The sequence below is a fragment of the Lactococcus termiticola genome (assembly GCF_003116835.1).
Classification (GTDB): Bacteria; Bacillota; Bacilli; order Lactobacillales; family Streptococcaceae; genus Lactococcus; species Lactococcus termiticola.
Window position 1 is genome coordinate 1 of record NZ_BFFO01000017.1, and the last position, 11,888, is coordinate 11,888.

The window sequence follows — 11,888 nt, forward strand, 5'->3', positions numbered from 1 at the left end:
CGATTTCACTTAGTGGAAGTCAGTCAATGAGTCAAAGTTTGAGTGAGGCTCACAGTCAAAGTCTGAGCAGCAGCCTTTCCCAAAGCGAAGTAACCTCAAAATCTCTAGCAGAATCACAGAGCCTCTCTGCCTCTATCAGTAGTTCATTGAGTCAGATGAGCTCAAGCTCAGCTTCATTGAGTCAATTAAAGTCCGCTTCTATCTCAAGTAGTCAGGCGGTCCAAGCATTGGCGTCAAGCTCGCTGTCGGCCAGTCTTTCCGCAAGTAACAGCTTATTTAGGAGTGTCAGTGCGAGTCAATCGCTAGCAAATAGCAGTTCGCTTTCAAAGACTACTTCTATCTCAGGCTCGATTTCGGCATCAATCTCAGCTTCCAACCGGGCTAGCTCGAGTCTATCGACATCTATCTCGGCCTCTGGCAGTCAATCCCTGAGTCAGAGCCTGTCGCGGAGTCAGAGCAGTATCTTGAGTACATCACAGAGCTTATCTAGCTCGCTGTCCTCATCGCTATCTGCACAGCTGAGTAGCTCACAAAGCAAATCGGCTTCCCTCTCAGCCTCGCTTAGCCAGTCATCAAGTGCGAGCCTGAGCCAAAGCCTCAGTAGCAGTAGCTCAGCAAGTACCTCGCTCTCGACTGCCTTGTCACTGTCGACCTCAGTATCTGCTTCCCTTAGCCTCAGCAGTTCAGCTAGCCTCTCTGAGGACAATTCTGCCTCAGCTTCAGAAATTCAAAGCACTGGTAAATTAATGAATGCTGTGAGCCTTACTTCTGAGTCTCTTGACAATTCTGGCCAGCCGACCTCGACCCAGCAAAGCCAAAGCCATCTCCAGGCTTCAATGAGCCAGAGCCATTCAGAAGCTTCACCTGGCTCAACAACAGATGATGACAACACGAGCCAATCTAACAGCAGTGCCTACTCCACCCGAGAATCTTTCTTCGCCCAAACCGTCATCACAGACAGAGCCAGACAATCTGAGGCGAGAGCCCTGATTGGGACGCCAGACGATTCCCAAAGTCATCAGCAGGACGACGGTGTTAGTGACGATGACATCGATAATGGAGAAATCAACAATGAAGTTTCCCCACAAAACGCCATCCCGACAGGCTTGAGTATTCCTAAAGAATCAGACGGCCAAATCAAGGCTTCCCCCCTCAACCAGCACATCCAGCCCGCCAACATGGATAGGGTGAAAGAGGAAGGAACGCCACTATTAGCCGGTATATTCACTGCCCTTGCCGCCTTCCTCGGCTTCTTTAACCACAAGCGTAAGGAAAAGGAGGAGGAAGAAGAGGAAGAATAAGGGCTGATTCAAGCATCAGAAAAACGAGGACCATCATCCTCGTTTTTTTAATCCTTCTAATGATATTAGAAAATAATCGTCCGCTTCTCGGTCTGAATCAGCAGTTCATCACCAGCCATCAACTCGCTTTCCTCGCCATCAATCTGCATGGCCTGTGTTTCGGCCAGCTTTATCTTAAAAGTATTGGAAATCTCATGTGAGAAGTGGTCATCCTTGAGGTGCTCTGCTTTCAACAACTGAGGAATCAGTGAGAAAATTGTCAAAAGCGGATAGCGGTCGACTTCGACGAGCTCAATCGGCTCCTTCATATTGCTAGCCTCAGGGGCAATCTTGATACCACCACCAAAATAAGGATGCTTGGTAAAGGTCATCAGAAAGGCCTTCTTAAACCAGAGCTTCTCGCCATCCCTCGAAACTTCAGCCACGAAAGGCTTTTTCGTAAAAAGAATCCTGAGGGCGGTCATAAAATAAGAAATTTGTCCCATTTTAACAAAGTTAAGGACTTTCTTGAGCCAGCTCTTATTGGTCGCTTTGACAATCGCGGCGTCGAGGCCGATGCCGATGTTGTTGAGGGCGTGGCCGGAGAGCTTTTCAGACTGGTAGGTCATGATGTAGATGTCATGTTTTTCCATTTTTGGAATAGCTTCAAAGGCCTGAATCGGATCAAAGGGAATGCCCAGAGAGCGAGCAAAGTCATTGCCTGAGCCAGCCGGGATATATGAAAAGGGCACCGCAGGAGAAAGCACGTCAACCGCAAGGCTCAGTGTGCCGTCGCCACCGATGATGATCAGATGGTCTGCTGCATTCATTTGACTTAAAATTTTATCAATATAAGCTTTTTCCTGCCCCATCTGAGTCGTCGCGAAAAGAGCGTAGTCAATCTCATTTTCCTTGAAATAAGGCTCTAAAATATCAAGTGTTTTTTGCCCTTTTGAGCCCCCTGAATTGGGGTTTGCGAGGATATAATAGGTCATTCTCTTATTTTATCAAAAATTTAAGTTAAATTAAATAGCTGACAGAACATTTAATAATCCAGCATAAAAACTCAGAAACTTGCATAGTTATACAAAATAATGTATGATTATGTTTATCAAAAAAGAAATGAGTCAAATATGAACTGGAGTTTTATCCCGCAATACCTGCCCTACTTCAACGATGGACTAATCATGACCCTGATTATCTCGATCTTTGTCGTCTTCTTCGGAGCCATCCTGGGGACGATTTTAGCCCTGGGCAAGATTTCCCGCCACTGGTTTTTCCGTTGGCCGGCAAACATTTATATTGAAGTTTTTCGTGGCACTCCCATGCTGGTGCAAATCACGATAGGTTTCCTGCTCCTGGGCAATGTCTTCAAGGGAAGCCCGCTCCAGCTGGGCATTCTCTCCGAGCCAATCAACAGTGTCATTGCTGGTATAATTATACTTGTTCTTAATTCTGGGGCCTATGTGGCTGAGATTGTTAGGGCAGGCATCAGCTCGATTCCCAAGGGACAGACCGAAGCCGCCTACTCTCTGGGAATTAAGCCGACCCAGACCATGCTCTCGGTCATCCTTCCCCAAGCGATTCGAAACATCCTGCCGGCCCTGGGCAATGAGTTTGTGACCATCATCAAGGACAGCTCGCTTCTGTCAACCATCGGTGTGATTGAGCTTTATTCTGGTGGTCAGACCGTGATCTCGAGTACCTATATCTCGCTCGAGCCCCTCTTGTTGGTCGCAGGCTACTACTTTGTCGTGACCTTTGTCACGACAAGGCTCCTCGCCCTCCTTGAAAAACGTTATGCGAAAGGACTTGTAAAATAATGACAGCCGAGACATTGATAAAAATTAAAAATCTCTATAAAAATTTCGGGAAAAATGAGGTCTTAAAAGGCCTGGATATCGAAGTTAAAAAGGGCGAGGTCCTGGTCATGATTGGCCCTTCAGGCTCTGGGAAATCGACCTTTTTGCGGACGATGAATCTCTTAGAAACACCGACCAGTGGCGAGGTTTACTTTGAAGGGCAAGAGCTCTCTGAAAAGTCGACGGACGTCTTCAAGCATCGTGAGAGGATGGGAATGGTCTTCCAGCAGTTTAACCTCTTTCCAAACATGACGGTCCTCGACAATCTGACCCTGGCTCCCATCAAGACCGGTAGGCTAAAGGGTGACGAGGCAAGAGCAAGGGCAGAGCAACTGCTCGCCCGGGTAGGCCTGGAAGATAAGGCCAACGCCTATCCCCAGAGCCTGTCAGGAGGACAACAGCAACGGGTGGCCATCGCCCGTGCCCTGACCATGAACCCAGATGTCATGCTCTTTGACGAGCCCACCAGTGCTCTCGATCCCGAAATGGTCGGCGAAGTCCTCGCCGTCATGCAGGAACTGGCTGAGGAAGGCATGACAATGGTCGTCGTAACTCATGAGATGGGATTTGCCAAGAATGTGGCTGACCGGGTGATTTTTATGGCAGATGGGAAGATTGTCGAGGAAGGCAGTCCAGAGCAGATTTTTGACAGGCCTCGGGAGGAGAGGACGAGGGAGTTTTTGTCGAGGGTGTTGTGATGAAGGGAGCGATTAGTTAGAATGAGTGGTACAGCTTGTACCGCTTTTTTGCTAGCTGGGAGGGAATGTAGGATTAGAAGCTAAAAGCTTCGCTGCATTATGATATAGGCCTACAAACAGCATTCCAAACGACAAGCCCACGATTTCCAAAAAAATTTGATATAATTAGACTAAGACTTAAAAAGAGAGAAAATGCATGGAATATAAACAGATCGGTGCGAATAGCATAAAAATCAGCCTGACCTATCAGGACCTCGAAGAGCACGATGTGAAAATGTCTGACTTCTTTGAAAATCAGGAAATCATTGAGCAACTTTTTTATGAGCTGGTCGAGGAATTAGGCCTTGAAGAACGCTTCTCAGCCTCGACAATGCTCACTTTTCAGGTGCAGCCCAATCCAAAAGGTGTGACCCTGCTGGTCAGCGAGGATTTTGATTTTGCCAACCCACCACAATTCCCACAAGGCATGAATGATGACGCTGAAATCGGCGAGGCCATGGAGGACTTCTTCCACAAGCTCTCAGAAGCCGGGCAAAAGCACGGCCTGCCAGCCCTGGACCCTGAAAACTTTGGCCTGGGAAATCTCGGCAAGGAAGCGGATAAGAGCAAGCAGAAACAGCAACAAGAAGAAGCTGACTATGTCTACTACAGCGTCCGCTTTGACAATGCCAGCGAACTCATTGCAGCCGCGAAAAATGTCAAGATGGCTGAAGAAGAAAGCGAGCTCTATCGCTATCAGGGCGACTTTTATCTGGTCATCATGGACGACCAGAAGAGCAAGGGTCGTGTGACGGTCGAGAATAACCGGGCCCGGATGATGGAATACGGCGAAGACACGGACAAGGGCCGTGATGTCCTCCTAGAATATGGCGAAAGCCTGATTAAGAGCAAGGCCCTCCAAGTCTTGAGTAAGATCTAAGCCATGAATCATACCCTATCTACAATCCCCTTTGCGGTTAAATTCCTGATTGTCATGGCAGCGACCATTGGCATGTCGTTGATTTTTACCCCTCTGATGACCTTTATCTCAAAGAAAATCGGGGCGGTCGACAAGCCCAATAAACGCAGAATCAACACCAAGGTCATGCCCTCAGCGGGCGGTCTAGCGATATTTCTTTCCTTTGGCATTTCAGTTGTCTTTCTCCTGCCCATGATTGTCCACCCCCAACCGCTTGAAATCACGCATCTGGGGCCTGGCAAGCCACCTGAAATCTTTGTTGGGAGCTTTCTCCAGTATGCCTGGCCTTTCCTTTTGGCCTCAGCGATTGTGGTTGTGACCGGTCTGATTGATGACATCAAGGAAATCTCGCCTCGTTTGAAGATGCTGGGCCTGACCATTGCGGCCAGCCTGATTTGGCTCTTGACCCATGCCCGCTTTGACAATTTGAAGATTCCCTTTGGCGGGCCCTTTCTGGTCTTTCCAGCCTGGCTCTCCTTTATCTTTACGGTCTTTTGGATTTTAGCCATTACAAATGCTGTCAATCTCATTGATGGTCTGGACGGCCTAGCCTCAGGCGTTTCCATCATCTCATTGATGACGATGGCTGTGGTTGCCTATTTCTTCCTGCCCAGCCTGAACGTCTTCCTGCCGATTCTGATTTTTACACTGGTTGCAGCGATTCTCGGCTTCTTCCCCTATAATTACCATCCGGCGATCATCTACCTGGGAGACACAGGAGCCCTGTTCCTAGGCTTTATGATTTCTGTCTTTTCATTGCTGGGCCTGAAAAATGCGACTGCCGTCGCAGTCCTTACCCCCCTCCTGATTTTGGGGGTGCCCATCACAGACACGGCCATTGCTATGGTCAGAAGAAGGCTAAATAACCAGAAAATTTCATCAGCCGACAAGATGCACCTCCACCACCGCCTGATGGCTTTAGGCTTTACCCACCGGGGGGCAGTCCTCGTTATCTACGGCATTTCAGCCATCTTCGCCTTTATCTCACTGATTCTGCAAGTCTCAAGCCGAATCGGTGGCATCCTCATGCTGGTCGCCTGCCTCATCGGCCTTGAGATTTTCGTCGAATTAGTCGGCATCCTAGGCAAGGACAGACAGCCCCTGCTGGACACGCTTCGTTTCATCGGTAATTCAGATTATCGTGAGAAGAAGCTCAGAGGCGAGGAGTTTATTGATGAAGAAGAGCAGGACTCTGAAGGCAGAGTTGAAACAGAAGAGCCCCGTTATTCAAGAAAAGATAAAAATAGCTAATGTTTAATTTGTCCAGAGTAGCCAAGCCTCTCGGCGAAAGGGCAGATTAAACATTAAAAAAGCTTGACTTCTTTCATAAGAGTGCTATAATAGATATAGAAAAGATTACAAGGCTGCCCTTACCCGAGGGCAGCTTTGCTTTGAGAAAGGAGTCTAATGGACATTCCAGAAATTGTTGAAGGCTTTATTGCCCCAAAGCTGCCTGAGCCCTACGAGATTGTAGACGTCGAATGGGAGAGGCTTGGAGCTGATGAGGTCCTGAGAATCTTAATTGATAAGCCAGAAGGCGTGAGCATCCAGGACACTGCGGATTTGAGTGAAATCATCTCTCCCCTCCTTGACGAAATCACACCGGATCCCTTCCCGGCCGCAGGCTACATGCTTGAGGTCGCAAGCCCAGGTGCAGAGCGACCACTCAAGAAGGCAGAGGACTTTGAACGCTTCGTCGGCGAATACATTTTGGTCAAGCTCTATCAAAAGATTGAGGGCGAAAAAGAATTTGCTGGTGATTTAGTCAAGTTTTCAGACAATGTCATCACCATCGACATCCTTGACAAGACTCGCCACAAGCAGATCGAAATTCCACTGGATAAGATCGCCAAGGCCCAAACCCTGGTCAAACTTTAAGTTGTCCATAGATTTTAATTGAATACGATAAGAAAGAAGGATATTATGAGCAAAGAAATGCAAAATGCCTTTGCAATGCTAGAAGAAGAAAAGGGCATCAAGCCTGAGATTGTCATTGAGGCCATCGAGCAAGCCATCACAGCAGCCTACAAACGCCAATACGGCCAGGCACAAAACGTGAAGGTCATCTACGATGAGAAAAAAGGAAACTTTAATGTTTACTCGGCACGTGAAGTCGTCGACGAAGTCTTTGACTCCCGCCTTGAAATCTCACTTGAAGATGCCCTCGAGCTGAATCCCCACTATGAATTGGGTGACCAAATCATGTTTGAGGAAAAGCCAAAAGACTTTGCACGTACTGCAGCTGGTGCAGCAAAACAAGTCATCATGCAAAAAATGCGTGAAGAAGAACGCACCATCATCTACAATGAATATGTCCGTTACAAGGACGAAATCATCATGGGGACTATCGAGAAAATCGATGCCCGTGCGATTTACGTCAATCTCGGCCGTGTCGATGCCCTCCTGACCAAGAAGGACCAAATCCAGTCTGAGCGCTATCATGTCGGAGACAAGATCAAGGTCTACGTGACCGACGTTGTCCTCACACCAAAAGGCACGCGTGTCTTCATCTCGCGGACTGCCCCAGAGATGCTCAAACGTCTCTTTGAAAAGGAAATCCCTGAAGTCTATGATGGCACAGTGGAAATCAAATCCATCGCCCGTGATGCTGGCGACCGGGCCAAGGTCATCGTCCAAAGCCATGATGCTAATGTCGATGCCATCGGTACTGTCGTAGGCTCTAAAGGAGCCCGCATCCAGACGATCATCCGTGAGCTGGGTGGTGAAAAGATGGACATCATTGAATGGAACGAAGACCGGGCCACACTTGCGGCCAACGCCCTCAAGCCTGCTCGTGTCGAAGCCATCATCATCAATGAAGAAGATGACTCAATCATCGCTATCGTCGCTAAAGACCAGCTTTCACTGGCCATCGGTAAACGTGGTCAAAACGTCCGCCTCGCAGCCCATGTGACCAACAACAAGATTGACATCAAGTCTGCCGACGAATACGAAGAAGAACTCGCCGCTGCTGAAGCCGCTGCTGAGCAAGGCCTTGATTCTGTCGAGCTTGAAGTTGCCGTCCACGAAGAAGTGGCTGAAGAAGCTGAAGTAGTGGAAAACACTGAAGCTGTCGAAGCGACAGAAGAAGTTACAGAAGAAACAACGAGCGAAGCGACTGAATAAGAAGGAGGCCTTCTTTGAAAGAAAGAAAAGTTCCACTTAGAAAGTCGCTGGTCTCAGGCGAGTCCATCTCAAAGCGTGATCTCTTGCGGATTGCCTACAACAAGGAAGGTGAGATTTCGATTGACCCGACCGGCAAGGCTCATGGCCGAGGAGCCTATATCTCGCTCAGCAATGCCGAGGCTCAGCTGGCCAAGAAGAAGCGGGTCTTTGACCGGGCCTTTAAGACCCAGATTGAAGACAGCTTCTATGACGAGCTGATTGCCTATGTCGAGCACCAGGTCGCAAGACGTGAACTGGCAGGTACGAGCTATGATGCTGACCTGGCCCCGGACTATGACGACTGACTGACAATGGATAAAAGAACACAACTTTCAAATTTGACAGGCCTGGCCAGACGGGCCGGAAAAATCACTTCCGGCGAAGACCTGGTGACCAAGAGCATCCAAAATGGCTCAGCCAAGCTCGTGTTTTTGGCCAATGACGCCAGCTCAAATTTGACAAAAAAAATTAAAGATAAATCAAGCTACTATCATGTAGCCCTCACAGAAATTTTCTCAGAACATGAACTCTCAGCTGCGATCGGACAAAACCGCAAGGTCATTGCCATCCTGGATGCGGGTTTCGCAAAGAAAATGGAGCAACTCATGAACGATTGATCAAGTAGTAAACAAGGAGGACAACTTTGTCTGATAAAAAACGTATTAACCAAATTGCAAAAGAAACAGGCATCAGCAATGCAGACTTGGTGAGCACCGCTCAAAACCTCGGTTTTGCGGTCAAGGCCCACTCAAGCTCAGTGACAGCTGAAGAAGAAAAGAAAATCCTGGCTAGCCTAAAGGGAGAAAAGCCAGTAGCCCCAGCTAAAAAAGCAAGCCCTAAAAAGGCTGAAAAAGCCCCTGCTAAAAAAGCTGAAAAAGCCCCTGCTAAAAAAGCCCCTGCTAAAAAAGCTGAAGCTGAGTCTAAAGAAGAAGGCAAGAAGACTTTCGCCGGCAAGGCAGTCGTAGAAGATCCAGCTATCCTTGCCCGCATCAAGGCTAAAGAAGAAGCAGCCAAGGCAGCAAAGGAAGAACAGGCTTCAGCCACTGAAGAAGCCCCAGCAGAAAAAGCTGAGGCCCCTAAGGCAGAAGCTCCGAAGCTTGAAGTAAAATCTGAAGTCAAAGAAGCTCCAGCTCCAAAAGCAGAAGCAAAAATTGAAGTTAAGACAGAGGCTAAAGCTGAAACTAAAGAAGAAGCTAAGCCAGAAGAAAAGAAGGCAGAATCTACGGTCAATAAAAAGCCAAGAATCCAAATCAAGGTCATCAAACGTGCCGAAGACATCCGTAAGGAACAAGCCCCACGCAACAACGACCGCAATCAAAACCGTGGTGGCGGTAACAACCGCAACAACGACCGCAGCCAGAACCGCGGCGGAGGAAACAATCAAGGCCGTAGCAACGACAAGTTCAGCAAGCCATCTGTAGAAGTCTTCTCAGCACCTGCAGCAGGTGGTAGCGGTAAGAACAATCGCCGTGACCGCGACCGTCGTAAAAACGACCGGGACAACACTTCAGACGGCAACCGCAAGGGCGGTCCACTCCGCGTGAATGACAACCGTAATCAGGTCCGTAATGCCCGCAATTCCAACTGGAATTCTAAGAAGAATCGCCGTGGTAATCAACAATCTTCAGCTCCAGTCGTAGAACGCAAGTTCCATGAATTGCCAGAATCTCTTGAATACAAGGAAGGCATGAACGCTCAGGATATCGCAAAAGCGATCAAACGTGAGCCAGCTGAAATTGTTAAGAAGCTCTTCATGATGGGCATCATGGCGACACAAAACCAGTCGCTTGATGAAGAAACCATTGAGCTCCTCTTGATGGACTACGGTATCACGCCTGAAAAGAAGGTCGAAGAAGATACAGCCGACCTCGAACGTCTCTTTGTTGAAGAAGGTTACCTCAACGAAGAAAACATGGTTGAACGTCCACCCGTTGTTACCATCATGGGTCACGTCGACCACGGTAAAACAACTCTGCTTGACCACCTCCGTAATTCACACGTTACTGACGGAGAAGCAGGCGGTATCACGCAGCATATCGGGGCTTACCAGATTGAGTCAAACGGCAAGAAGATTACCTTCCTTGATACACCAGGTCACGAGGCCTTCACAAGCATGCGTGCCCGTGGTGCCTCAGTGACAGATATCACGATTCTTGTCGTGGCGGCCGATGACGGTGTTATGCCTCAGACCATTGAAGCCATTGACCACTCTAAGGCTGCTGGCGTGCCAATTATTGTTGCGATTAACAAGATTGATAAGCCAGGGGCGAATCCTCAGCGTGTCATCCAAGAACTTGCTGAACACAACGTCATGAGCGAAGCCTGGGGTGGTGATTCACAATTTGTTGAGATTTCTGCAAAGTTTGATAAGAATCTTGATGAACTCCTTGAAACTGTCCTCCTCGTCGCTGAAGTCCAAGAGCTCAAGGCTGACCCAACAGTCCGTGCCATCGGTACGGTTGTTGAAGCCCGTCTCGACCAAGGTAAGGGTGCCATTGCCACCCTCTTGGTACAGCAAGGGACACTGCACATCCAAGATCCTATCGTCGTAGGTAACACTTACGGTCGTGTCCGGACCATGGTCAACGAACGTGGCCGTCGTGTCAAAGAAGCGACACCTTCGACACCAGTCGAGTTGACCGGTCTGGCAGATGTACCACAAGCGGGTGACCACTTCGCCGTCTTTGAAGATGAGAAATCAGCCCGTGCAGCCGGTGAAGAACGTGCCAAACGTGCCCAACTCATCAAGCGCCAAAACACTCGCCGTGTCTCTCTTGACAACCTCTTTGATACCATCAAGGAAGGTCAAAACAAGACCGTCAACATCATCATCAAGGCTGATGTGCAGGGTACTGCTGAAGCTCTCGCTGCTAGCCTTCAAAAGATTGAAGTCGAAGGCGTCAAGGTCGACATCGTCCGTTCTGCAGTTGGTGCCATCTCTGAGTCTGATATTGCCCTCGCAGCAGCATCAAACGCCATCATCGTCGGTTTCAACGTCCGTCCTACCGGCCTTGCCCGTGAACAGGCAGAACGTGAAGAAGTCGATATCCGCCTCCACAGCATCATCTATAAGGTGATTGAAGAAGTGGAAACAGCCATGCGTGGTATGCTTGATCCTGAGTATAAGGAAGAAGTCATCGGGGAAGCGATTGTCCGTGAAGTCTTCACAGTTTCTAAGGTCGGCACCATCGCTGGTTTCATGGTGACCCGTGGTAAGGTGGCCCGTGATGCGAGTCTTCGTGTCATCCGTGAAGGCGTCGTGATTCATGACGGCAAGATTACCAGCCTCAAGCACTTCAAGGATGATGTGAAGGAAGTCGGTAATGCCCAAGAAGGTGGTCTCATGATTGAAGACTACAACGACATTGCGATTGACGATACTTTTGAAATCTATCAAATGGTAGAAATCAAGCGCTAAGAGGAGGAAAATATGGCAACTTCATTCAGAAGTGACCGTGTTGCCGTGGAAATCCAGCGGGAAATCAATGATATCCTACGTGGCAAGGTCCGCGACCCTCGTGTCCAAGATGTGAACATTACTGATGTGCAGGTCACAGGCGACCTGAGCCAGGCGACTGTTTATTATAGTCTCCTCTCAAAACTCGCCAGCGACAATCAAAAGGCTCAAAAAGGGCTTGATAAGGCTACTGGCCTCATTAAGCGTGAGCTCGCACATCGCATGACCATGTACAAGATTCCTGATTTGACTTTTAAGAAGGATGAATCTGTTGAGTATGGCTCAAAGATTGATGACCTTTTGCGGAAGTTGAATGCGGGGGAATAGTATTGGAATAATCAGGCTCTATAATAAATCGTGTGGGAAATGTCCCACACGATTTTTTCTTGCAAAAGAAAAATCTTATCTCTAAGATATAAGTAACCACACAAATACCGAAAGAAAGATAAGATTTATGTTTGATTCTAT

Annotated in this window: 11 protein-coding genes and 1 pseudogene; 11 read left to right on the forward strand and 1 reads right to left on the reverse strand. The window is 48.4% G+C overall.

What is annotated here, in order from left to right; translation table 11 throughout:
• Positions 1-1,301: pseudogene (locus NtB2_RS08560) on the forward strand (hypothetical protein); the annotation flags it as partial.
• A 65-nt stretch (positions 1,302-1,366) separates the two neighbouring features.
• Here NtB2_RS08560 and NtB2_RS08355 read toward each other — a convergent pair.
• Positions 1,367-2,275, reverse strand: coding sequence for a diacylglycerol/lipid kinase family protein (locus tag NtB2_RS08355; protein WP_109246496.1), 909 nt, complete (start codon positions 2,273-2,275; stop codon positions 1,367-1,369).
• Between the two features lie 138 nt (positions 2,276-2,413).
• On the opposite strand from NtB2_RS08355, the gene NtB2_RS08360 reads away from it, so the two are divergent.
• The 10 genes from NtB2_RS08360 to rbfA all read left to right on the forward strand — a co-directional run bounded on the left by NtB2_RS08360 (position 2,414) and on the right by rbfA (position 11,747).
• Positions 2,414-3,103, forward strand: a complete 690-nt coding sequence (locus NtB2_RS08360; protein WP_109246506.1) for an amino acid ABC transporter permease — start codon at positions 2,414-2,416, stop codon at positions 3,101-3,103.
• Positions 3,103-3,840: an amino acid ABC transporter ATP-binding protein gene (locus tag NtB2_RS08365; protein ID WP_109246497.1), complete on the forward strand. Its 738-nt coding sequence runs from the start codon at positions 3,103-3,105 to the stop codon at positions 3,838-3,840. Before NtB2_RS08360 ends, NtB2_RS08365 begins: the two co-directional genes overlap by 1 nt.
• Positions 3,841-4,036: 196 nt before the next feature.
• The gene (locus NtB2_RS08370; protein ID WP_109246498.1) at positions 4,037-4,759 is read left to right on the forward strand and encodes an adaptor protein MecA; all 723 of its coding nucleotides are present in this window, start codon (positions 4,037-4,039) and stop codon (positions 4,757-4,759) included.
• Positions 4,760-4,762: 3 nt separating this feature from the next.
• Positions 4,763-6,049 carry an MraY family glycosyltransferase gene (locus tag NtB2_RS08375; RefSeq protein ID WP_109246499.1) on the forward strand — a complete coding sequence of 429 codons (1,287 nt, stop codon included), beginning with the start codon at positions 4,763-4,765 and terminating at the stop codon, positions 6,047-6,049.
• Positions 6,050-6,205: 156 nt separating this feature from the next.
• The gene (gene rimP, locus NtB2_RS08380; RefSeq protein WP_109246500.1) at positions 6,206-6,676 is read left to right on the forward strand and encodes a ribosome maturation factor RimP; all 471 of its coding nucleotides are present in this window, start codon (positions 6,206-6,208) and stop codon (positions 6,674-6,676) included.
• 45 nt (positions 6,677-6,721) lie between these two features.
• Positions 6,722-7,924, forward strand: coding sequence for a transcription termination factor NusA (gene nusA / locus NtB2_RS08385; protein ID WP_109246501.1), 1,203 nt, complete (start codon positions 6,722-6,724; stop codon positions 7,922-7,924).
• 14 nt (positions 7,925-7,938) lie between these two features.
• The gene (rnpM, locus tag NtB2_RS08390; protein WP_109246502.1) at positions 7,939-8,268 is read left to right on the forward strand and encodes an RNase P modulator RnpM; all 330 of its coding nucleotides are present in this window, start codon (positions 7,939-7,941) and stop codon (positions 8,266-8,268) included.
• Between the two features lie 6 nt (positions 8,269-8,274).
• Positions 8,275-8,580 (forward strand): YlxQ-related RNA-binding protein, encoded by a 306-nt coding sequence (locus NtB2_RS08395; RefSeq protein ID WP_109246503.1) that lies wholly within the window; start codon positions 8,275-8,277, stop codon positions 8,578-8,580.
• A gap of 26 nt (positions 8,581-8,606) precedes the next feature.
• Positions 8,607-11,381 (forward strand): translation initiation factor IF-2, encoded by a 2,775-nt coding sequence (infB, locus tag NtB2_RS08400; protein WP_109246504.1) that lies wholly within the window; start codon positions 8,607-8,609, stop codon positions 11,379-11,381.
• Between the two features lie 12 nt (positions 11,382-11,393).
• Positions 11,394-11,747: a 30S ribosome-binding factor RbfA gene (gene rbfA / locus NtB2_RS08405; RefSeq protein ID WP_109246505.1), complete on the forward strand. Its 354-nt coding sequence runs from the start codon at positions 11,394-11,396 to the stop codon at positions 11,745-11,747.
• Positions 11,748-11,888 lie beyond the last annotated feature (141 nt).

Bases quoted from the DNA above. Each gene is read 5' to 3' on its own strand.
- NtB2_RS08355 (WP_109246496.1), bottom strand. From the start codon at position 2,275: ATGACCTATTATATCCTCGCAAACCCCAATTCAGGGGGCTCAAAAGGG.
- NtB2_RS08360 (WP_109246506.1), top strand. From the start codon at position 2,414: ATGAACTGGAGTTTTATCCCGCAATACCTGCCCTACTTCAACGATGGA.
- NtB2_RS08365 (WP_109246497.1), top strand. From the start codon at position 3,103: ATGACAGCCGAGACATTGATAAAAATTAAAAATCTCTATAAAAATTTC.
- NtB2_RS08370 (WP_109246498.1), top strand. From the start codon at position 4,037: ATGGAATATAAACAGATCGGTGCGAATAGCATAAAAATCAGCCTGACC.
- NtB2_RS08375 (WP_109246499.1), top strand. From the start codon at position 4,763: ATGAATCATACCCTATCTACAATCCCCTTTGCGGTTAAATTCCTGATT.
- rimP (WP_109246500.1), top strand. From the start codon at position 6,206: ATGGACATTCCAGAAATTGTTGAAGGCTTTATTGCCCCAAAGCTGCCT.
- nusA (WP_109246501.1), top strand. From the start codon at position 6,722: ATGAGCAAAGAAATGCAAAATGCCTTTGCAATGCTAGAAGAAGAAAAG.
- NtB2_RS08395 (WP_109246503.1), top strand. From the start codon at position 8,275: ATGGATAAAAGAACACAACTTTCAAATTTGACAGGCCTGGCCAGACGG.
- rbfA (WP_109246505.1), top strand. From the start codon at position 11,394: ATGGCAACTTCATTCAGAAGTGACCGTGTTGCCGTGGAAATCCAGCGG.